This is a genomic window from Nonomuraea sp. NPDC003560, assembly GCF_042878785.1.
GTDB lineage: Bacteria > Actinomycetota > Actinomycetes > Streptosporangiales > Streptosporangiaceae > Nonomuraea.
The window spans coordinates 415104-435749 of sequence record NZ_JBIAOF010000004.1 but is presented as its reverse complement, the minus strand read 5'-3'; the positions used below and the strand labels follow the sequence as shown (position 1 = coordinate 435749).

The 20646-nt window shown below is 71.2% G+C and carries 20 protein-coding genes; 12 read left to right on the top strand and 8 right to left on the bottom strand.

Going from position 1 to position 20646, the window contains the following annotated elements; genetic code table 11:
- Positions 1-456: 456 nt before the first annotated feature.
- Positions 457-825, top strand: a complete 369-nt coding sequence (locus tag ACFYUV_RS18255) for a response regulator transcription factor (protein ID WP_387669773.1) — start codon at positions 457-459, stop codon at positions 823-825.
- Positions 826-842: 17 nt separating this feature from the next.
- Here the strand turns inward: ACFYUV_RS18255 and ACFYUV_RS18250 are convergent, their stop codons facing one another.
- Positions 843-2462, bottom strand: a complete 1620-nt coding sequence (locus ACFYUV_RS18250) for a PfaD family polyunsaturated fatty acid/polyketide biosynthesis protein (protein WP_387669771.1) — start codon at positions 2460-2462, stop codon at positions 843-845.
- 395 nt (positions 2463-2857) lie between these two features.
- On the opposite strand from ACFYUV_RS18250, the gene ACFYUV_RS18245 reads away from it, so the two are divergent.
- On the top strand, positions 2858-4516 hold the full coding sequence (locus tag ACFYUV_RS18245) for a PHA/PHB synthase family protein (RefSeq protein ID WP_387669769.1): 1659 nt from the start codon (positions 2858-2860) through the stop codon (positions 4514-4516).
- Positions 4517-4581: 65 nt separating this feature from the next.
- Here the strand turns inward: ACFYUV_RS18245 and ACFYUV_RS18240 are convergent, their stop codons facing one another.
- Both ACFYUV_RS18240 and ACFYUV_RS18235 read right to left on the bottom strand, forming a co-directional pair.
- Positions 4582-5178: a hypothetical protein gene (locus ACFYUV_RS18240; RefSeq protein WP_387669768.1), complete on the bottom strand. Its 597-nt coding sequence runs from the start codon at positions 5176-5178 to the stop codon at positions 4582-4584.
- Between the two features lie 79 nt (positions 5179-5257).
- Complete coding sequence (locus ACFYUV_RS18235) at positions 5258-5959, bottom strand: DUF2470 domain-containing protein (RefSeq protein WP_387670373.1); 702 nt, start codon at positions 5957-5959, stop codon at positions 5258-5260.
- Positions 5960-6026: 67 nt separating this feature from the next.
- Between ACFYUV_RS18235 and rpsD the strand changes: the two genes are divergently transcribed.
- Genes rpsD through ACFYUV_RS18220 form a run of 3 tightly spaced genes read left to right on the top strand, consistent with a single transcriptional unit; the run spans position 6027 to position 7737 of the window.
- Positions 6027-6641 carry a 30S ribosomal protein S4 gene (gene rpsD / locus ACFYUV_RS18230; protein WP_387670371.1) on the top strand — a complete coding sequence of 205 codons (615 nt, stop codon included), beginning with the start codon at positions 6027-6029 and terminating at the stop codon, positions 6639-6641.
- Between the two features lie 2 nt (positions 6642-6643).
- Complete coding sequence (locus ACFYUV_RS18225) at positions 6644-6874, top strand: low temperature requirement protein A (protein WP_387669767.1); 231 nt, start codon at positions 6644-6646, stop codon at positions 6872-6874.
- A complete protein-coding gene (locus ACFYUV_RS18220) occupies positions 6871-7737 on the top strand; it encodes a low temperature requirement protein A (protein ID WP_387669766.1) in 867 nt (288 codons plus the stop codon). Before ACFYUV_RS18225 ends, ACFYUV_RS18220 begins: the two co-directional genes overlap by 4 nt.
- On the opposite strand, the gene ACFYUV_RS18215 is transcribed toward ACFYUV_RS18220, so the two are convergent.
- On the bottom strand, positions 7711-8502 hold the full coding sequence (locus tag ACFYUV_RS18215; protein WP_387669765.1) for an ion transporter: 792 nt from the start codon (positions 8500-8502) through the stop codon (positions 7711-7713). The genes ACFYUV_RS18220 and ACFYUV_RS18215 overlap by 27 nt on opposite strands.
- Positions 8503-8620: 118 nt before the next feature.
- Here ACFYUV_RS18215 and ACFYUV_RS18210 point away from each other — a divergent pair, with 118 nt between their 5' ends.
- A complete protein-coding gene (locus ACFYUV_RS18210; RefSeq protein ID WP_387669764.1) occupies positions 8621-8929 on the top strand; it encodes a DUF4190 domain-containing protein in 309 nt (102 codons plus the stop codon).
- On the opposite strand, the gene ACFYUV_RS18205 is transcribed toward ACFYUV_RS18210, so the two are convergent.
- On the bottom strand, positions 8858-9562 hold the full coding sequence (locus ACFYUV_RS18205; protein WP_387669763.1) for a TetR/AcrR family transcriptional regulator: 705 nt from the start codon (positions 9560-9562) through the stop codon (positions 8858-8860). The two genes, ACFYUV_RS18210 and ACFYUV_RS18205, sit on opposite strands and share 72 nt — an antisense overlap.
- A gap of 66 nt (positions 9563-9628) precedes the next feature.
- Here ACFYUV_RS18205 and ACFYUV_RS18200 point away from each other — a divergent pair, with 66 nt between their 5' ends.
- Together ACFYUV_RS18200 and ACFYUV_RS18195 are read left to right on the top strand one after the other, a co-directional pair.
- Positions 9629-10366 (top strand): ABC transporter ATP-binding protein, encoded by a 738-nt coding sequence (locus ACFYUV_RS18200; RefSeq protein WP_387669761.1) that lies wholly within the window; start codon positions 9629-9631, stop codon positions 10364-10366.
- Positions 10366-11091, top strand: coding sequence for an ABC transporter permease (locus ACFYUV_RS18195; protein WP_358292861.1), 726 nt, complete (start codon positions 10366-10368; stop codon positions 11089-11091). The genes ACFYUV_RS18200 and ACFYUV_RS18195 overlap by 1 nt, the downstream gene beginning before the upstream one ends.
- Before the next feature lie 58 nt (positions 11092-11149).
- Here ACFYUV_RS18195 and ACFYUV_RS18190 read toward each other — a convergent pair whose 3' ends face one another.
- Positions 11150-12508 carry a S8 family serine peptidase gene (locus tag ACFYUV_RS18190; RefSeq protein WP_387669759.1) on the bottom strand — a complete coding sequence of 453 codons (1359 nt, stop codon included), beginning with the start codon at positions 12506-12508 and terminating at the stop codon, positions 11150-11152.
- Between the two features lie 395 nt (positions 12509-12903).
- Here ACFYUV_RS18190 and ACFYUV_RS18185 point away from each other — a divergent pair, with 395 nt between their 5' ends.
- Both ACFYUV_RS18185 and ACFYUV_RS18180 read left to right on the top strand, forming a co-directional pair.
- Complete coding sequence (locus tag ACFYUV_RS18185; protein ID WP_387669757.1) at positions 12904-14730, top strand: spermidine synthase; 1827 nt, start codon at positions 12904-12906, stop codon at positions 14728-14730.
- A 204-nt stretch (positions 14731-14934) separates the two neighbouring features.
- The gene (locus ACFYUV_RS18180) at positions 14935-16272 is read left to right on the top strand and encodes a hypothetical protein (RefSeq protein WP_387669755.1); all 1338 of its coding nucleotides are present in this window, start codon (positions 14935-14937) and stop codon (positions 16270-16272) included.
- Between the two features lie 65 nt (positions 16273-16337).
- Here the strand turns inward: ACFYUV_RS18180 and ACFYUV_RS18175 are convergent, their stop codons facing one another.
- Together ACFYUV_RS18175 and ACFYUV_RS18170 are read right to left on the bottom strand one after the other, a co-directional pair.
- Positions 16338-17891 carry an LCP family protein gene (locus ACFYUV_RS18175; protein ID WP_387669753.1) on the bottom strand — a complete coding sequence of 518 codons (1554 nt, stop codon included), beginning with the start codon at positions 17889-17891 and terminating at the stop codon, positions 16338-16340.
- A 133-nt stretch (positions 17892-18024) separates the two neighbouring features.
- Positions 18025-19071, bottom strand: a complete 1047-nt coding sequence (locus tag ACFYUV_RS18170) for a neutral zinc metallopeptidase (protein ID WP_387669751.1) — start codon at positions 19069-19071, stop codon at positions 18025-18027.
- On the opposite strand from ACFYUV_RS18170, the gene ACFYUV_RS18165 reads away from it, so the two are divergent.
- Together ACFYUV_RS18165 and ACFYUV_RS18160 are read left to right on the top strand one after the other, a co-directional pair.
- The gene (locus ACFYUV_RS18165) at positions 19070-19246 is read left to right on the top strand and encodes a hypothetical protein (protein WP_387669750.1); all 177 of its coding nucleotides are present in this window, start codon (positions 19070-19072) and stop codon (positions 19244-19246) included. The genes ACFYUV_RS18170 and ACFYUV_RS18165 overlap by 2 nt on opposite strands.
- 477 nt (positions 19247-19723) lie before the next feature.
- Positions 19724-20593 (top strand): LysR family transcriptional regulator, encoded by an 870-nt coding sequence (locus tag ACFYUV_RS18160; RefSeq protein WP_387669748.1) that lies wholly within the window; start codon positions 19724-19726, stop codon positions 20591-20593.
- Positions 20594-20646: the final 53 nt, after the last annotated feature.

Sequence of the window (20646 nt, the reverse complement as noted above, 5' to 3'; positions counted from 1 at the left end):
GGCTTAGGACTTTGAGCATTCCGCCGGTGACGTCCTCTTTTCCTGGGTCCTAAGTCCCGGTTTAGTGTCTCCTGCGCACACAGAGCTCCTTGGATGACCTGACATTTCAAGAACCGCCCGCAAAGGACGATAGATAAAGAAGATTAGTATGCGATGCGAGTTTTGACCGTTTCTGGCTCTTAGTTGTCCGCCGCGAGGAAGGCTGTGAAACTGAGATCGAGTAACGGTCCGACCCGTTCGGCGCACATGGCGGCCTGTTCCGGGATCGCCGGGGAGAAGCACGACGGAGCTCCCGGCGCGCCTTCGGAAGAGATCGTGCGGGGTGGATCCGAACCGAGAGCGAACGGACCAAGGAGATTCGTGAACCCAGGACACGAGCACTCCGGACATCGCAGGCAACCCTCTTTCGAGGAGGAGCGCGACGTCCAACGACAATTGGCCCGCAGAATCGACGCCGTGCTGCAACTCGCCCAGCGGTCCGCCTCATCGAGCATGGAAGCGATTCAGCGCCTCGAAGTGCTGAAAGAGGAGCTCCTCGACAGCGCTCGCCCGGCGCGGGCCGATGATCTCGCCCTTCCCTCCGTGAACGTGACGTGCCATCCGCTGACTGGCCGGGAGTTCCACGTCCTGGAGCTCATCTGCAGGGGGCAGACCAACCGGCAGATCGCCCGCGGGCTCGACATCTCAGAGAAGACCGTGAAGAACTACGTCCATGCGATCTTCGGCAAACTCCGGGTGCGCAGTCGCACCGAGGCGGCCATGGAGGCGACCCGGCAAGGGTGGTACGCGGCCTCCACCGCGGCTCGTCCCCTGCCGCCTGGGTGAGCATCGTCCGTTGCGGCTCACTGGAGCCGCCGGGGCCGGAACGAGAGGGCGGCGGGCGGCACCGGCAGGCCGGCCGTCCTCGCCTGCTGGGCGCGGGCGATCACGGCGGCCCCCTCCAGCAGGTTGTAGGCGATCTGGACGACGGTGCGGTGGCCGGGCTCGGCCAGGAAGGACCCCGCGGTCCAGCGGTTGAAGGCGCCCATCGCCGGCCCGCACCAGATTTGGTAGTCGCTTCTTCTGGAGTGATCACCGGAAATCGCCCAACGGCTGGATTTGCCCAGATACCAGCGGAAAAGCAGAGCCATGCGGTGTTTGGGGTCGTGCTCTGCCCGGGCCGTCTCGGCCGGGTCGCGCTCGTTCCAGAACCGCCGGGTCTGTGCCCAGATCTCCGCCAAGGGGGCGCGGAAGATCTCCCGTTCCAGTCGTGTCCGCTGATCCTCTGGAACCTCCTCCAGCGAGTCGAACGCCTGGTAGACCTCGTACAGGCGGGCGGCCCGCGCCGCGAAGAGGGTGCCGCGTCGCAGCACCTGGAGCCGGACGCCCATCTCGAACATGTCGGCGGCCGGCGCCATGGTCACGTCGGTCATGTCCGCCTTGCTCAGCAGCGCCTTGGCGTCGTCCGACAGGCCGGACTCCACGGCGGCCTGATTGATCGAGCCTGTCAGGACGTACGCCGCGCCCATCGCGAAGGCCGCCGCGACGGCTGCCGGGGTGCCCAGACCTCCCGCGGCTCCCACCCGGATCGGACGGGCATAGCCGTGCTTCGCTGACAGTTCGTCGGCGAGCGCGCGGATCATCGGCACCAGGACGGTGAGCGGCCGGTTGTCGGTGTGCCCGCCACTGTCGGCCTCCACCGTGATGTCCTCGGCCACCGCGATGCGGTCGGCGAGTTCCGCCTCCTCCCGCGTGAGGTGGCCTCGCTCCACCAGGTCCCGCAGGAGGGCGGCGGGCGCCGGTGACATGAACCGCTCGGCCGTCTCCGGTCGCGAGGCCTTCGCGAGGACACGCCGAGGGCGCTGTATCAGGCCGGCCGCGTCGCGCCGGATCCCCCGGATCGCGCACAGCACGGCCGGTGGGGTCAGGTCGAGGTACGCCGACAGGGAGACGGCCGGCACCTCGTGCCGGATCAGCAGCCGCGCCACGGCCTCCTCGTGATCCGGCTCGTTGGGCGTGTGGATGAGGTTGACGCCCCAGTTGTGATGGCCGCCGAGCGTTCGCGCCAACTCCCGGACGGCGCTCTCCACCCGTGGCAGTTCCAGCCCGGCGGCGCCGAAGAAGCCGGCCAGGCCCGCCCGGGCGAGGCTGGTCACCATCTCCGTGGTGGCGATCCCGTTGGCCATCTCCCCGGCGATGTACGGGAACCGGACCTTGTGCGCCGCGCTGAAGCCGCGATCTCCCAGCCACTCGGGGTAGATGGCCGGGAGCACCCCCGTCACCCGCATGCCCGCGGGCGGGTCCGGGGGATCGGCGTCGTCGGCCGCCTGGAGGATCCGGGGGCCGCCGGAGGCGGGGGCGAGCACGCGGAGCGGGCGCCGTACCTCTGCGAGCAGCGCGACGATCTCGGCGGGCGTCGCGGCAGACGGCGCGGCCGGCCGGGCGGAGGGCGCCCCGCGTCGATTCGCGAAGAAGTGTGTCACTCGAAATCCCACTCTTCGAGTCACCGCGCTCCCCGAACGGACCCCGGGCCGCGGACGGATATGGCAGAAGAATAACGCTCATCCGCCATGACGATGTGTCAACGATGTGCGGGACCAAAGCCTCCGGTCTTTTCGCCCGGATGGTCAGGACCGGGAATCCCGGCCCCTTCGCCGGCGAGCCGCTGAGGCGAATTCCCCCCGCGACGCACAGGTGAGCACGGCCGAAGAAGAGCGCGCCGCCCGGCGTCCCTGGAATTACCGGTCCGGTGTCCTTTTGCTCTCTATCCGGAAGCCGGCGCAGGCAATACTGTTCTGCCCGGGCGCCGCAGGCGCCGCCGGACGAATGGTGAACGACTCGCCCTCCGGCCGAGCGATCGCGGTCCGAAAGGAAAGTTGTGCCGACGCGTGAACATCCGGATCCGCCAGGGGCGGTCGGCGACGGCCGGACGGCGTACCCCCGGCTGGGAGCCGCCGCGGGCGACCTGGCCGGTGCGCACCTCAGGTTCGTGCACGATTTCCTACGCGCGACGCTGACCACCGTGCGCCATGGCCCCGGGCACCCGGCCGCGACCGTCGCGCCGGCCGCGGAGGACGATCGGCGATTCGCCGACGCGGCCTGGACCGAGAACAGGTACTTCCATCTGTGGCAGCAGTACCACCTCCTGGGCCACCGGCTCGCGACGGAGTCGATCGACGCTCTGCCGCTGCAGCAGGGCGACAGCCGCCTTCTCCGATTCCTGGCCGACCTCGCCGCCGGTGCGGTCGCCCCGACCAACTTCCTGCCGGGAAACCCGGAGGCACTGCGTGAGGCCTGGCGAACTCGGGGACGGAGCCTCCTGCGCGGCGCGGCCAACCTCGTCGCAGACGTCCTGGGCAATGGCGGGCTGCCGTCTCTGGCCGATGCGAACGCGTTCGTCGTGGGGCGGGACCTGGCGACGACCCCCGGCAAGGTCGTCTTCCGCAACGACACGATGGAGCTCATTCAATACGAGCCCCGGACGCCTGCCGTGTTCTCCGTTCCTATGCTGATGAGCCCACCCTGGGTGAACAAGTACTACATCGTCGATCTCTTGCCCGAACTGAGCATGATCCGATGGCTGGTCGACCAAGGTCACACGGTGTTCGCCATCAGCTACCGCAACGCCGACGCAGGGCGCCGGGACGTCGGATTCGACCACTACCTGCGCGACGGACTGCTGTCGGCACTGGAGGTCATCGCCGACGTCACGGGCAGTCCCCAGGTCAACATCACCGGCGGCTGCCTGGGCGGCACGCTGGCTCTGATGCTCGCGGCCTGGACCAGCCATGACGCGCATTCCCCGGTGCACAGCCTCACGGTGCTCAACGCCCTCGCCGACTACGCGGACCTGGCGAACCTGTCCCGGGCCGGGACGCTCGGCAGACTGGTCGGCGGCGGCACACCGTGGGTCGTCGACGTCCTCACCCGCCGCCGTGGGTACCTCAGCGGGCGCGGCCTGGAGGCGTTCTTCCGGGTTCTCCAGGCCGACGACCTGCTCTGGCAGGCGGGCGTGAACAACTGGCTGACGGGGAATTCGCCCCCGGCGTACCTGGTCCTGCGGTGGAGTTCGGACACCATGAACGTGCCGCGCCGCGCGCAGCGGTACCTGATGCGGGATCTGTGTCTGGACAACGCGCTGGCCCGGGGCCGATGCGAGCTGGCGGGCCGTCGGCTCCGCCTCGACAGGGTCTGGCAGGACACCTTCGTCGTCGCCTCCCGCGACGATCACATGATCTCGTGGACCTCGGCCTACCGTACTCTCGCGCTGCTGCCCGGCGACGTCCGCTTCCTCCTCGCCTCAGGCGGGCATGTCGGCGGGCTGCTGGCCTCTCCTGCCTACTGGACGAGGGAGCGGGGCGCGACGCCCGATCCGCAGGACTGGCTGCTGAGCGCCGACCGGCACGAAGGCACCTGGTGGGAACCCTGGGGGCGGTGGCTGGCAGAGCGCGGAGGTCCCCTCCGCGACCCGCCGCCGACGGGCAGCGGCCGGTTTCCGCCGCTGGAGGACGCGCCGGGTCTTTACGTACACGGCTGAGGCCCGGCCGGACCGGAGCCCGGAATCGAAGAACTGGTTACCATGCCTGCACCGCCAGGGCCGAGTCATCTCCCGGGCTTGTGGGTCCTGGACGGGTGGCGGCCCGGCGGAGTGCCGTGCGGGTGCGACGGCGGAGTCGTCACCGGACCGGCGCTCCAGGACGGCGTCGGCGCCGGGCTGGGACGAGAGCCCTGCGAGGGCGACGACGACGGCGAGGGGGCCGGGGTCCGGCCGGGGGAGGTGACGACGGCGTCGGGGGTGGCGCCGGGGACGGCGCCGGACGTGGTCGAGCGCGGCTTGCGCGTCCCCCGCCCGCCCTCGGGCCGGACGCCCTCGGGCGTGGAACCGGTCACGGCGGGCCCCGTGCGGACCCTGGTGGGCCGGGTCGTGGCGGTGGCGGTGGCGGTGAGGGGGGTGGCCGTGGCCCGTTCGGAGCCCACCGCGACGGGCCCCGGCTCCCCGGAGGTCCGGCTCGCGTCGTGCGGCCAGTGCACCGGGTCGAGGCCGGGCGAGCTGAACGCGTCGCCCATCAGCGCCCCCGCCCCGGCCAGCATGAGCGTGCCGAGCAGCACCCCGGCGGCCATCAGCGCCCGCCCACGCCGCGCGCCCCCCTCCGCCGGGGAGGAGGCGGTCCGCGTCGTCGATCGATGGGTTCCGCTCACGTACCCCGATGGTAGTGACGTGCGGGCATGGGTCGGCCCGTGGCGGACGTCCGGCGGGAAAATCCAGCGTCAATCGTGATCAACAGCCGCACAGCAGCCCGCGCAGCGCCGTCTCCAGGCACGGCCCGGACCGGGCGGGGACCGGCCACGGGAAGCGCACCAGCGACTCGTCCACGCGCACGGTGGCGCCGTACCGGTCGAGCTCCCACAACCACACCTCGCCGGGCTCCTCGCCGAGCTGTCTGGCCACGCCCGCGGTGAGCTGCGGCCGGTGGGAGTCGTTGACGTGCGCGATCACCCGTTCGGCCGTCTCGGTGAGCGGGTCGGGGGTCGCGCCGAGGTAGTCGTCGGCGTCCAGCACGCCGGACTCCTGGCCGGTCAGGTAGACGACCTGGGCCACGTCCAGGCGCAGCAGGCGCGGGGCGTCGGGACGGCCGTACCGCTCCAGGGCGTCGAACAGGCCCTCGTCGGCGCTGTGCGCGGCCACCGCCACCGCCGCGGAGCGGGCCTGCGACTCCGGCACGGCCTCCGCCCATCCGTGCACCTCGATCATCGCCCGCGGGTGTGTCACCGTGCCGAGCTGCCGCATGGCCGTCAGGTTCACCGCGACCACGGCGTCCTCGCGCAACCCGTGCAGCGGTTCGCCGGGCCGGACCAGCAGCACCGGGCGGCCGCTCTCGTCCACGCCGCCCCGGACGGGGGAGCAGGCGCCGTTCACCGTGAGCTTGGCCGGCGTCGAGATCGAGGCGAGAGTACGGATCCGCTCGGCGAGGGGCAACATTGAGATCACATCCACTGGTAGGTTAGCCTTACCTAAGTAAGGATTACCTAACCATATCGAGGTGAACGTGCGCTACACCGGCCCGAAGGTGCGACTGTCGCGTCGCGCGGGCGTCCCGCTGACCAGGAAAGCCGTCCGCTACTTCGAGCAGCGCCCCTACCCGCCGGGCGAGCACGGCCGCAAGACCAACCGCCGCACCACCGGCGACTACGGGCTGTGGCTGATGGAGAAGCAGAAGCTGCGCTGGTACTACGACGTGTCGGAGCGGCAGCTGCGCCGCTACTGGGACCTGGCGGTGCGCAAGCCGGGCGCCTCGGGCGCCGAGCTGGTCGCCATCCTGGAGACCCGCCTGGCCTCCCTGGTGCTGCGGGCCGGCCTGGCCCCGTCGATCTACGCCGCCCGCCAGTACGTCAACCACGGCCACATCGCCGTGGACGGCCGCAAGGTGGACATCCCCAGCTACCTGGTCAAACCCGGCCAGGTCATCACCGTGCGGGAGCGCTCGCGCCGGATGCAGCCCTTCGTGGCCGCCGCCGAGGGCGTGCACGCCGACGAGCGCGTCGCCCCCTACCTGTCGGTCGACCACGCCGAGCTGCGCGTCACCCTCCTGCACCGGCCCGAGCGCGAGCAGATCGCGGTCCCCGTGGACGAGCAGCTCGTGGTGGAGTTCTATTCTCGTTAGCCGTGACTGAAGCGGGAGAGCGCCACGCGAGCTGGCTTGAGCTGTTCTTCGACCTGGTCGTCGTCGTGGCGGTCGCCCAGCTCGCCCATCGGCTCCAGCATCCGACCTGGACGAACGTCGTCCTGTTCGTGGTGCTCTACTACGCGGTGTGGAGCGTCTGGACGTCCTTGACGCTCTACTCCAACGTCCGGGCCGGCAAGACGCGGGTGGGCAGCACGCCGGCACGATCATGACGGCCTGGCCGGCGGCCCAGCTCGGCGCCGGGCTGTTCCCCTGGGTCGCCTCCATCTGGGCGGACGGCTCGACGCGCTACGGCCTGTGGGCCCTCGGCATCCTGCTCGACGTGGTCTTCTCCGTCGTCAACAGCCGCCGGCCCGAGCGTTTCCTGGCCGAGATGCGCGGTCAGGCGCACCGGCTGGCGGAGCGCGAGGAGCGCCGGGTCAGGGCCGGCCGCCCGGCCCGCCCGCTGCCCAGGCCCGCCGCCGCCGTGCTCGACCCGGCCCACCTGGGGGAGCGGCTCGGCCTGTTCGTGATCATCGTGCTGGGCGAGGCGGTCATGCAGGTCGTCGTCTCGGCCTCGGGCCACTCGTGGGGGCCGGAGCTCGCCGTCGCCGCCGCGGCCGGCTTCGGGCTGATCGTCGCCCTGTGGTGGCTGACCTTCCAGTACGGCCTGACCACCGTGCCGGGGGCCGCCGAGCGCGGCCTGCCGCCGTACGTCGCGCTGCCCGCGCACTTCGCCATGACCGCCGGGGTGACGGCCACGGCGGCCGGGCTCGGCGTCGTCGCCGCCCAGCCGGCGCAGTCCCTGCACCACGGCGCCGGCTGGGTGCTGGGCGGCGGGCTGGCGCTGTACTTCGCCGCCTCGGCCGTGCTCGGCGTGGCCCTGCGCGCCGGATGGCGCCGGATCTGGGGGTGGGCGGCGCCCACCGCCCTCGCGCCGCTGGGGGTCGCCGCGCTCTCGGGGCTCGTCCCCGGGTGCGTCTCGGTCACGCTGCTGCTGGCCGTGGCCCTGTGGCGGCTGGTCTACCGGCCGGGCCGGACCGGCTCCGAGCATTCCGGCCAGGTGCGCTCAGCCGGCGACGTCCTGCCGGCGTAGCTCGGCGACCTCGCGGCGCAGCGCGGCCAGCTCCTCCAGGATGCGCTGGGTGTGCAGGGTGTTGTCCTGCTCCAGCGCGGCGCGCTCCTCGGCCGACTCCTCGTCCATGGCGCTGACCACGACCGCCATGAACAGGTTCAGCACGACGAACGTGCAGACCAGGATGAAGATGGTGAAGAAGATCCAGGCCGTGGGGTGGGCGCCCATCACCTCGCGGGCGATGTTGCCCCAGTCGTCCCCGGTCATCGTCTGGTAGAGGGTGAACAGCGAGGTCGGCAGGCTGCCGAAGCGCTCGGGGGAGTCGCCGCCGTACAGCTTGGTGGCCATGACGGCGGCGACGTACAGGACCAGGGAGAGCAGCAGCACGATCGAGCTCATCCCGGGCAGGGCGCGCAGCAGCGCCGAGACCACCCGGCGCAGGCTCGGCACCACCGACAGCAGCCGCAGGGCCCGCAGGATGCGCAGCGAACGCAGGACCGACAGCCCGCCGGTCGCCGGGACCAGGGCGATGCCCACGATCAGGGTGTCGAACAGGTTCCACGGGTCGCGCACGAACGCCGAACGCTCGACGTAGAGCTTGGCCAGCAGCTCGGCCACGAAGATGTAGAGGGCGGCGTGGTCGATCACGACCAGCAGGTGGCCGAACTCCCCGACGACGGCGGGAACGGTCTCCAGGCCGAGAGTGGCCGCGTTGACCAGGATGACGCCGACGACGAAGCGCTGGAAACGCCGGTCGGCGAGGAAGGCGCGGACGCGTTCACGCACGGGGGCAAGCTCCTAAAGATCGGTCATGTGCCGTTCCATGATGCAGCAACATGATCAAGGAGGTGCCTGTGGTATAAATCGCACCTGACAGTCACCGGGGCAAGGGGGCACAAGGGGCATGTCGTATCCGAACTACGGTCCGTCCTATTACGGGCCGCCGCCCCAGAGCCACCCCAACGGCACCACGATCCTGGTGCTCGGCATCCTCAGCCTGGTGGTCTGCGGCATCCTCGGCCCGTTCGCCTGGTCGATGGGCAACAAGGCGCTCAAGGAGATCGACGCCAGCGGCTACGCCTACGACAACCGCGGCGCGGTGCAGGCCGGCCGCATCTGCGGCATGATCGCCAGCATCCTGCTAATCCTCGGGGCCGTGTTCATGGTCCTCGGGCTCGGGGCCGGCATCCTGTCGGCCGTCTTCTCCAACTGAGGGCCGCACGCAGTAGTCGCCGATGCCCGACTCCAGCAGGTCGAAGGCCGCCGTGGCCTGGGCCCGCAGGTCGGGCGCGATCGTCTCCCAGCTCTCGCCGGCCAGCATCCGGGTCACCGCGTGAGTGGTGAGGATCCTGGTCGTGCCGAGGATCTGGGTGGCCACCATCTGCGGGGTCAGGTCGTCGGGGTCGGCGTCGAGCTCGTCGGCCAGGGCCCGGGCCAGCGCCCGCTCCCGCGCGACGTGCAGCTCGCGCACCTTGGCCACCAGCGACGGGCTGCCGTTGACGATGCGGGCGAACACGTCGCCGCCCTCGTTGAGGCCGTAGCGCCAGTGGCGTGAGTCGAGGGCCTCCAGGAAGTCGCGCCGGAAGGCCCGCGCCACGCTCTCGCCGGGCCGCCGCCCGCGCACCACCTGCTGCGGCAGGTCGGTCACCAGCTCCTGCCGGTCGGCGAACAGGTCTTCCTTGGTCGGGAAGTAGTTGAACACCGTGTTGACGGACACGTCCGCGGTGCGGGCGATCTCGGCCACCGTCACGGGGTCGAACCCGCGCGTCATGAACAGGCCCATCGCCACGTCCGCGATGCGCTGCCTGGTCTCCCGCTTCTTGCGCTCCCGCAGCCCCTCTTCCATGCCGTCATGATACCCAACTTGCAGTGACTCCAAAATTGCGGCTACTCTAATTTTGGAGGCGATCACATGTTGAGAACCACAGGTCTGACCAAGACCTTCGAAGGCGGCGTGGAGGCCGTCAAAGGCGTCGACATCTCGGTGGCGGCCGGCGAGATCGTCGGCTTCCTCGGGCCCAACGGCGCCGGCAAGACCACGACCATGCGCATGCTGACGACCCTGCTCCGCCCCACCTCGGGCACCGCCACCGTGGCGGGCCGCGACCTGCTGGGCGACCCGCGCGAGGTGCGCCGCCGCATCGGCTACGTCTCGCAGGGCGGCGGCGTCAACGTCATGGCCCCGCTCGCCGAGCAACTGGAGCTCCAGGGCATGCTGTACGGCCTGACCAGGGCCGCGGCCAGGACCCGGTACCGCGACGTGCTGGCCCGGCTCGGCCTGTCCGGCCTGGAGGAGCGCGTGGGCGCCGCGCTGTCGGGCGGGCAGCGACGCCGCTTCGACATCGCCTTCGCCCTGCTGCACGACCCCCGTCTGCTCTTCCTGGACGAGCCGACCACCGGCCTGGACCCCCAGAGCCGCGCCAACCTGTGGGAGCACGTCCGCTCCCTGCGCGAGGAGCACGGCGTGACGATCTTCCTGACCACCCACTACCTGGACGAGGCCGACGCGCTCTGCGACCGGCTCCTGATCATCGACGACGGCCGGATCGCCGCCGCGGGCACCCCGGCCGAGCTCAAGGCGGGACGCACCCTCGACGAGGCGTTCCTCGACATCACCGGCCGGTCGCTGCGCGAGGAGGCGGGGGTCTGATGCTGCGCGACACCTGGGTGCTGTTCCGCCACTCCCTGCGCGCCACGCTGCGCCAGAAGCTCGGCATCGTCTTCGGCGCCGTCCAGCCGCTGCTGTTCCTGGTGCTGTTCGGGCCGATCTTCGCCACGTTCGGCACCTGGGAGGTGCTGGTGCCGGGGCTGATCGTCCAACTCGGCCTGATGAGCATGGGGCTGGCCGGGTTCGGGGTGGTCTTCGACAAGCGCTTCGGCGTGCTGGAACGGCTGCGCGTCACCCCGGCCAGCCGCCTGGCCCTGCTGCTCGGACGGGTGCTCGACAACGTCGTGACGATGGCCGTCCAGACGACGATGGTGCTGGCCGCCGGGTTCGCCTTCGGGATGCGGGTGCCGGTGGCCGGGCTCGCGGCCGGGTTCGTGCTGGTCGTGGTGCTGGGGGCGAGCCTGGCCGCCCTGTCGTACGCCGTCGCGCTGACCATCGGCGAGCAGCTGTTCGCGCCGGTGATGTCGACGGCGGTCATCCCGCTGGTGCTGCTGTCGGGCGCGTTCCTGCCGATGTCGATGGCGCCCGGCTGGCTGGACGCGCTGTCGCGCCTCAGCCCCTTCAGGTACGTCCTGGAGGCGCTGCGCGACCTGTTCGCCGGCCACTACGCCACCGGCACGGTCGGGCTCGGCGTGGCCGTCACGGCCGGGCTCGCCGTGGTCGGCCTGACCGTCGGGGCCCGCGTGTTCAACCGGGAGACCGCGTGAGCGGGCCGCTCCGGGACGGCCCGCCCGCCCGTGCCCAGGGGAGTGGGCAGGACCGTGCTCAGGCCGCGGCCTTGGCCCGCCGGTGCAGCGCGGCCAGAATGCCCGCCGGATCGACCGTTCCGTAGCCGTAGTCGTAGTCGAAACCCACCTCGCTGCGGTCCTCGGCGGTGCGCCGCAGCAGCGCCCGCAGCTGCGCCGGCGACAGCTTGGCGGCCGGCCACCGGGTGCGCACCGCGGCCACCAGCCCGGCGGCCACCGGCGTCGCCGCCGAGGTGCCCGTGTCCGGCTCGCCGTCGCCGAACGCCCGCGACCCCGAGAAGTGCGTGTACGCGCACACGTCGGGCTTGCGCGCGGTCAGCCGTCCCGGCCCCTGCGAGGAGTAGCCCACCCGCTCGCCGTTGACGTCGACCCCGCCGATCGACAACGCCTTGGGATGGGAGTTGGCGCCCCCGATGGGCCGGTTGGGGAAGGCGCACCGGCCGTCGGGGCACTGCCTGCCGCAGTTGCCCGCCGCGAACAGCACGTCCGCGCCCGCCCGGTCGAGACTGGCCACGACCAGGTTGAACGGGTGGGCGGCGTTGTCGGAGTAGTTGCCCGGATGCCCGACGGGGAAGTCCCACTCGGGGGAGAACGACCCCCACGAGTTGCTCACCACCAGCGACCTGGACGCCGCGGGCTGGGCCTCCAGCACCGTGCGCAGATGGGTGAAGGCGGCCACCGCGTCCGACAGCAGGCCGTCGAGCGCCGAGCCGCCCGGCCGGGCCGACCGCAGCAGCGGCACGTCGATCAGGGACGCCTGCGGCGCGGCGATGAGCGCGTCGAAGGCGCACATCGTGCCGTGGTCGACCTCGAACTGGCCGGCCCGGCCGGTGACGCCGGAGGGGTTCCAGCTCCGCTCGGCGTCCAGCGTGACGCCGCGGCCGAGCTGGCGGGCCACGTGCGCGGCGTTGACGCCGGTGTCCAGGACGGCCAGCGCCACCCCGGCGCCGTCGAGCCCCTCGGCGTGCAGCCCGGCCACATTGAGCAGGCGTTCGACGTCGTGCCAGTCGCCCACGGGCGGATCGCCGCCGCAGGTCAGGCTGGACTCGATCACCGGGTCGGCGAACACCCCGACGACGTCGGGGCGCAGCGTGGGCAGCAGCGTGACCCGCGAGGTCAGCTCGTCGTCGGAGATCGTGCCGCGGACCAGCACGGAGGCGTCCTCGGCGGCCAGCGAGAAGTCGAGGGGCTGGTGGAGGGAGAGGGGATCGCCGCCGGCCGCGGGGACCGGCCTCGGCACGGCGACCGGTGTGAAGCCCGTGTCGAGTTCGACGCCGGGCAGGCCGTCGGCGACGTCGGCCGTGGTGGCGGTCTGGCCGGGATCGGCGACGGCCGCGACCAGATCGGGGGAGGGACGGAGCTGGATCAGGACCCGCATGAGTCACCACCGAACGTAATGGGGGCAAACGAACGACCCAACATTCCTGCATCCGTCAAGGCGCGTCCAGCCCCTTACGGTGGTTGTGACCTGCGAAAACACCGCATAAGTGGCGAAGCGGACCATAATTGTTTCCGGGGCGTCAGGCTTCCTTGTCTTCGGTCTGTTCACTACGGTGATGCATCATGACGCTCCAGGCGCAGACGCCGGTTTCCGACGGGGAAAGACAACACTGGCTGCCGGTCCGGCCGAGGCTCGTCCTCGCCAGTGCCTTCATGCTCTTCCTCGAGCTGGCGCTCATCAGATGGACAGGCTCGAACATCGTTCATCTGAGCTATTTCACCAATTTTGTCCTGCTCGGTTCTTTTCTTGGAATCGGGCTCGGATTTCTGCGCGTGGGGCGCTCGCGCCGCCAGCCCTATTACTCGCCGGTCGTCCTGCTCGTCCTGGTGGCCCTCGTGCTGGCCTTCCCGGTGACGGTCGACCGCAACACCGAGGGCGTCCTGTACTGGACGAGCCTCGGAACCGTCGGGCCGCCCGCCTGGCTGATCCTGCCGGTGATCTTCATCGCCGCGGCGGCGGTGCTCATGGGGCCCGCCGAACTGGTCGGGCGCTGCTTCCCCGAGCTGCCGCGCCTGGAGGCCTACCGCTACGACCTGATCGGCAGCCTCAGCGGCATCGCCGCGTTCACGGCGCTGTCGTTCCTGTCGGCGCCGCCGGTGTTCTGGGGCGTCGTCGCGGCCCTGTGCTACGGCCTGCTCCTGGCGCCCCGGCCCCGCTCGCTCTACCTGGGCCTGGTGGTCCTGCCCTCGCTCCTGGTCGCCGGCCTGCTGCTGTCGGAGACGCTGACGGCCGGGGCGCTGTGGTCGCCGTACTACAAGGTGACCTACAAGGCGATGCAGATGCTCGGCGTGCCGGTCACCGACATCTCCGTCAACGGCATCCCGCACCAGCAGGCCGTGCCCGCCTACGCCCGTCTGCAGTGGGAACGCCAGTACGGGCTGCCCTACGAGCGCACCACCAGGCCGCCCAAGGACGTGCTGATCGTCGGCGCGGGCAGCGGCACCGACGTGGCCATCGCGCTGTCCAAGGGCGCCCAGCACGTCGACGCCGTCGAGATCGACCCCAAGCTGCGCGAGCTGGGCGGCAGCCTGCACCCCGACAAGCCCTACGCCGACCCGCGCGTCACCACCCACATCACCGACGGCCGCGCCTTCCTGGAACGCAGCGGCGACCGCTACGACCTGATCCTGTTCGCCCTGCCCGACTCGCTCACCCTCGTGTCCGGGGCCAGCTCGCTGCGCCTGGAGAGCTACCTGTTCACCGCCGAGGCCATGCGGGCCGCCCGCGCCCACCTGCGGCCGGGCGGCACGTTCTCGATGTACAACTACTACCGCGAGAGCTGGCTGGTCGACCGCCTGGCCTCGACCATGCAGACCGCCTTCGGCCACAAGCCGTGCGTCGACGTGGTCAGCACCGCGGGCCAGCAGGCCGTCATCACCGCCGGCCTGACCGCCGCCGACCAGCGCTGCGCGAGCCAGTGGCCCGGCGCCGCCGCCGGCACCCCGGCCCCCGCCGACGACGACCGCCCCTTCCTCTACCTGAAGGACCGGACGATCCCGCCGATCTACATCATCACCCTCGGCCTGATCCTCATCGTCAGCCTGCTGGCCGTCCGCGTGGTGGCGGGCCCCTACGGGCGCATGAAGCCCTACGCCGACCTGTTCCTGCTCGGGGTGGCGTTCATGCTGCTGGAGACCAAGAGCGTGACGGGCTTCGCGCTGCTGTTCGGCACCACCTGGGTGGTCAACGCGATCGTCTTCGCCGGGGTGCTGGTCGCCGTGCTCGCCGCCGTCGAGGTGACCCGCCGCTTCCGCACCCCGCCGCTGCCCGTCATGTACGCCGTGCTGCTGGCCGGCCTGCTGCTGGCCTGGCTGGTGCCCAACGCGTGGCTGTTGTCGCTGCCGGTGCCGCTGCGCGCCGTGGCGGCCGTGACGGTGGCGTTCCTGCCGATCTTCGCCGCGAACGTGGTCTTCGCCAAACGTTTCTCCGACACCGCCGACGCGACCACGTCCTTCGGCGCGAACCTGCTCGGCGCGATGGTCGGCGGCTGCCTGGAATACCTGGCGCTGGTGATCGGCTACAAGGGCCTGCTCATCGTGGCCGCCCTGCTCTACCTGGGCGCCCTGGCGCTGATGCCGCGAAAGACCGCGCTCGTGTGACAAAGGGAAATGGCTCGCGGCGGTCCTGTGTAATGCCTTGACCGGTGGTCAGGGTGAATTGTCGGCGGCGCGGGTTGATTTGTCGCCGTGGGCGAGGTGAGCTGGAGACGTCATCGAATCCGGAAAAAGATCGAACGATATTCAGAAAGGCGGGCACACGAATCGGGGGTCACATCCGGTAACCCACGAGAAAAGGTGACAGTCATGGCGACACCAGGGGCGGCCAGGATCGACGTCGAGCGCATTCAGGCACAGGAGTCCGGGCCCGCGCCCGCCGGACGCGCGCAACAGGTCGCCGCAGCGCTCCCCGCGGGGGTGTTCTTCGCGCACGACCCCGCCGGCTCCGGGGAGCGCCGCGCGCCCGACGCGCGGTGGGAGCTCACCTCCGCCTGGCCCTACCAGGGCCGGCTCGCCACGGGGACGGCCGCCGTCCATCTCGCCGCGGGCCACGACGCGCTCGTCCGTCCCATGATCTTCGCCGACGGGTTCGGCCACGGGCCCAGCGACCTGGCCGGGCTGTGGGGACGGCTCGACGCGCCGTACCCGCCGCACGGCGACCGGCTGCTCAGCCGGCTGCTCGCCCAGGGCATCGACGTCGTGCTGCTCGGCTTCGCCGCCCGCCACACCCACATCCAGGCCAACGCCGGGGTCGCGGCGACGTGCGTGGGCCGCGCGATCCGCGAGCGGCTGGGCACCACGCCGCTGATCGTCGGCGGCCTCGGCGCGGGCGGCCTGGTCACCCGGTACGCGCTGGCGGAGATGGAACGCCGCCGCGAGGACCACCAGACGATGACCTACCTGTCCTACGACTCCCCGCACAACGGCGCCTGGATCCCGCTCGTCCTGCAACAGCTCGCCTACTTCGCCGAGGCCCTGGCGCCGGCCGCGCCCGGCCAGGCCGCGCTGATCAGGAGCCCGGCCGCGCAGCAGCTCCTGTGGGGCTGGGTCCCGGACGGGCGCTACTCCGGGCCGGTCGCCACGGCCAGCCCGCTGCGCCTGGCGTTCATCGAGGACCTGCGCGCCGCCGGCTGGTTCCCGCTCAGGCCGCGCAAGCTCGGCGTCTCCAACGGCGCCGCCGACGGCACCGGCCGCAACGTCCCGCCCGACGCCCTGGCCTTCGAGTGGACCGCCCTGGACGGGCTGGCCGGCGCCACCGTGCGCACCCAGCCGGACCGGGGCGCCCGCCAGCGGGTGGGCGGCATGCGAGCCGTCCCGCTGTGGGCCGGCACCAGCCGCACCAGCGGCGTCGCGGCCTTCGACGGGGCGCCCGGCGGTACGCTGCCCTCCTACGGCATGGTCGCCGACGCGTTCGGCGCGCCGATCGCCGGCCGGTTCCGGTCGGCCTGCTTCGTCCCCACCGTGAGCGCCGTCGCGCTCCAGTACGACCCCGTGGACTGGACCGTGGACCTCTACACCGACATCACCGCCCTGTCGCCGGAGCACAGCGAGCTGGACGACTACCAGTGCGACTCCGACAACTCCGAGCACGGCACGGTCACCGGCACGCTCGCCGACTGGATCCTCGGGCACCTGACGAAGTGACCTGAGGCCGCGGGCCTTCGCCGATCAGAGCTCCCGCCGGAGCCGGGCTCCGGCGGGGGTGGCGGTCACAGGCCGCACAGCTCCGTCAGGGACTTCGCGCCGCCCCGCTGGCTGTTGCGGGTCGGGGTCTCGGTCGGCGTGCCCCCCTGGGCCTGCGTACGGGTCCGCGACGGCGTGGCCGTCGGGGAGCCGGGGGACGCGGTCACGTTGGCGGTCTGGGCCTGGCGGGCGGAGCGGTCGGAGTCGGCGATCGCCTTCTTCGCGGCCGCGCGGATCTTGACCCAGTCGGGCCTGCCCGAGTAGAAGTCCGGCGGCACGAACTGCAGGCTGGTGATCTTGGCGTCCTTGACCTTGAGGGCCAGGTCCGCCAGCGGCGCGACGAGCGGACGCGGGATGTTCGTCTGGGCCAGCCGCTTGGCCGCCCCGGCGATCTTGGTGAAGTTCGTCAGGATCACGCCGGGCGTGGCCTGCTGGGCGAAGGCGCCGATCACGCAGCGCTGGCGTCCCATGCGGGAGAAGTCGTCGCTGTTGACGCGGGAGCGGCCGTACCACAGGGCCTGCTCGCCCGTCAGCTTGCGGTAGCCCGCCTTGATCGTGCCCGCGGTGCCGAAGTGGCCGCCCCACTTGACGTCCTCCTCGACCCGGATCTTCAGGCCGCCGATGGCGTCCACCAGGGCGGCGAAGCCGTACATGTTGATCAGGGCGTAGTAGTCGATCCTGAGGTTCAGGGTGTAGCCGATGGCGTCCATGAGGGCCCGCGGGCCGCGGTTCTTGCCGCCCATGAGCTGCGGGTTGTCGTTGGCGTACTGCCAGACCTCGTTGAGCAGGCCGCCGTTGGGCAGCTCGGCCATGTAGCCGTTGGGGAAGTGCTTGTGCAGCGGCGAGGACGGCGGGAAGCGCACGTGCTGCAGGTTGCGCGGCAGGCTGAACAGCACGGTGTTGCCGGTCCTGGTGTCCACGCTGGCCACCGTCATGCTGTCGGTGCGCACGCCCACGCGGTTGCCCGCGGCGTCCCCGCCGACCAGCAGGAAGTTCACCCGGGTCTTGCCGTCCCAGGGGTCCTCGGGGTTCTTGATCTGGACGGGGTTCTCCGGGTCCGGGTGCGAGGGGAAGATCGCGTTGACGGCGTTCCGCCCGGCCAGCACGTAGTTGGCCGTCAGCGCGAACGGCGACATGACGGCCACGCACAGCACGCCCACGACGATCCCGGTCACCACCTGGCCCTGCTGGTTCAGCCTGTTGGGGCCCAGCGCCACGTACGAGACGGCGATCACGGCGAACCAGGCCAGCGCGCACGCGGCCGCGATGACGATCACCGTGACCATGGCGCCGTCCTCGGCCAGGCCCGTCAGGTTGCTCAGATCCCGGGTCAGGCCGAAGGCCAGGGCCGCGAGCAGCAGCACCGCGTACGCGCCGATCATGATCAGCCCGGTACGACGGCGCCCGGCCCGCAGATGCGCGGCGCCGGGCACGAGAGCGGACAGAGCCGTCCAGCCGATGACGGAGGCGGTCGTCAGGGGTTTGGCGAAGCGCGGCGCGGGGGAGGAGTCCTTGCGCGGGCGTGGAGTCCGCCGTTTGGCGCCTCCGGGCACGGCGTCCACCCGATCGCGCTTGCTCACACCGGCTCCTTCACACGCCTACCAGGCAAAAATGACGTTTGCCCCATGTCGGGCACAAGATTGCCGTGATTCTAGCCCCCATACCTGGACATCAGAGACAACTCTTCAACATGAGATGAACGCCACGTGTCGCTCAGGAGGTCGTCGAGGACGGCGCCAGCCACGTGTTGCACTGGTACGTCTTGTCCCGCTCCCACCCCTGCCGGAACCAGCGGTTGTTGTTGGCGGGCGTGCCGTGGTCGCGCGGGTAACCGGGATAGTCGCCCACCTGCGCGTAGAACCAGAACAGCCGCGAGCGCAGCGAGGACGGGACCGGATAGGACGAGGCGACCGAACGCATCCACATGCCGCCGAGACAGGTGGCCTGGAGCTCCAGTTTCCTGCTCAGCGCCAGCTTGCCGCTCTGGCTGGAGGAGTTGACGGTGCCCTGCCACCAGGAGTCCATCACGCCGGTGATGTTCTGGACGTGGTGGCCGTACTCGTGGGCCATCATGCTGATGATGCCGCCGTGCCAGGAGATGATCTGGCCGTAGCCGCGGGCGTTGCCGTTGCCCCTGGACATCGCCGAGGTCGAGGCGTAGATCGTGTTGTTGCGCGGGCAGTAGTACGGCACCATGCTCCCGGCCGACGGATAGTCGCCGCACGCGCCCCGTCCGCGCCCGGCCGCGACGGCGTAGTTCGGCGGGCTGAACGCGATGCCCTGCCGCTGCAGGATCGGCCCCCACGCCTTGTCCATGCACCGGCCGGTCTTCAGGATCAGCGCCTTGAGCTGGCTGTGGCTGAAGATGTTGGTGTTCCCGGCCCGGCAGTTCACCCGGGGCAGGCTGCCCGCCCGGTAGAGGATGTTGTTCTTCAGGCTGGTGTTGAGCGTGACCTGCTTGGGCGGCGTCACCGTCTCCTGGGTCGGCTGCTCGGTGGGCTGCTGCGACGGCTGCTGGGTCGGCTCCTGTGTCGGTTCCTGGGTCTGTTCCTGGGTGGGCTCCTGCGACGAGGTGTCGTGCGTCGGCTCGTGGCTGGGGAAGGGCTCGTCGGTGTGCGACGGCTCGTACGACGGGAGCGCGACCGGCGTGGTCGTGTCCGGGTGCGAGGACGACTTCAGCAGCGCCGCCCCGATGACGATCAGCACGAACAGCGCCGCCAGCGACCCGAACACGGCCCCGAGGACGCCGGCGACCCCCATGCCGGACTTCTTCCTCGGCTGCTGCGGCCACTGCCTCGTGGGCATGGGCGGCATGGGCGGCGGCGGCGGGGGCGGCGGCTGGTACTGCTGCCCGTACTGCGGCGGCGGATACTGCGGCCCGCGCGGCGGATGGCCCTGCGGCGGATGGCCCTGCGGCGGCTGCGGGGGCCCCTGAGGGGGGCCCTGCGGGGACGGCGGCTGCGGCGGATAGCCCTGCGGCTGGGGGTGCTGCGGCGGATAGGGATGATGGCCGGGCGGCGGGCCGTGCGGCGCACCCTGAGGAGGGCCCTGAGGAGGGCCCTGGGGCGGGGGCGGCGGCGCCTGCGGGTAGGGCTGACCGCCCTGCGGCTGCGGCTGCCGGTAGCCCGGCGGCGGCCAGGGCCGCGAAGGGGGCCGCAGGGGCTGCCCGGGCCCTTGTGGCGGAGGTGGATATTGCCCGTTTGCTGTCACCGTGTCTCCCCGTTAACCCGCTTGTCTGCAATGCACGGCTTTGCGGCAGACCCCAAAGGATCTTTGCCAAATTTGGGGCAAAAGCATACTGATTTATCACCCGTCACGGATGTAGCGGTACTCGGTCACGCTCCGAAATCAATCGAGGTGATCTCCGCTATCTACCGGTCCCGGAGCAGGGCGGTGTCCTAGCTTCGTTGGCATGAATCTCCAGCAGCTCCGCTATGTGGTCGCGACTGCGGAGCACCGCACCATGACCGACGCGGCCAGGTCGCTCTACATCGCGCAGCCTGCGCTGTCCCGCGCGATCCGCGATCTTGAGCGAGAGCTCGGCATGACGCTCTTCGCCCGCTCCGGCCGCGGTGTGGTGGTCACCGCCCAGGGCCGCCGCGTGGTCAAGCTGGCGAGGGAGGCGCTCGACGCCGTGCACGAGATCGAGAGCCTGGCCAACCACGCCGGCGTGACGGAGGCCGAACTGCGCATCGCCTCCACCCCGAGTCTCGAACCCGGACTCGCGGGGCGGCTGCTCCCTGCCTACGCGGCCGAGCACCCAGGGGTGCGCGTGCACATCGTGCGCTGCGACGGCCGCGACGGCGTCGTCAGCGCCATCCGGGATCAGCGGGCCGACCTCGGGCTCACCGATCTGCCCGTGCCCACCGACCTCATCACCCACCCGCTCGAACGCCAGGAGATCGTGCTGATCTCCCCGCCCGGGCTCGACCTGCCCAACCCGGTCCCCATGGGCAAGCTGCACGGCATGCGCCTGGCGCTGCCCGCCCGCGGCAGCTCGCGGCGCAGAGAGCTCGACGCCATGTTCGGCAAGTACGCCGTCACCCCCGTGGTCGTCCTCGAGACCGACGAGCGCAACGGCTGGCTGAACGCGGTCCGCGCCGGCCAGGCCTCACTGCTGTGGTACCGCGGCATGGCCGACCAGGCCGCCAGGGCGGGCCTGGTGGTGCGCTCACTCGAACCGGCCGTGCGGCGCGTCATCGCCGTGGTGCACGCACGCCGCCGCCTGCCCCTCATCGCCCAGGACTTCCTGTCCACCGCGGAGAAGGGCACAGCCGCCTGACCAGGAACGTTCCATGATCCCCCGCAGTCCCCGCCGTTGACCCCCAGCCCGCC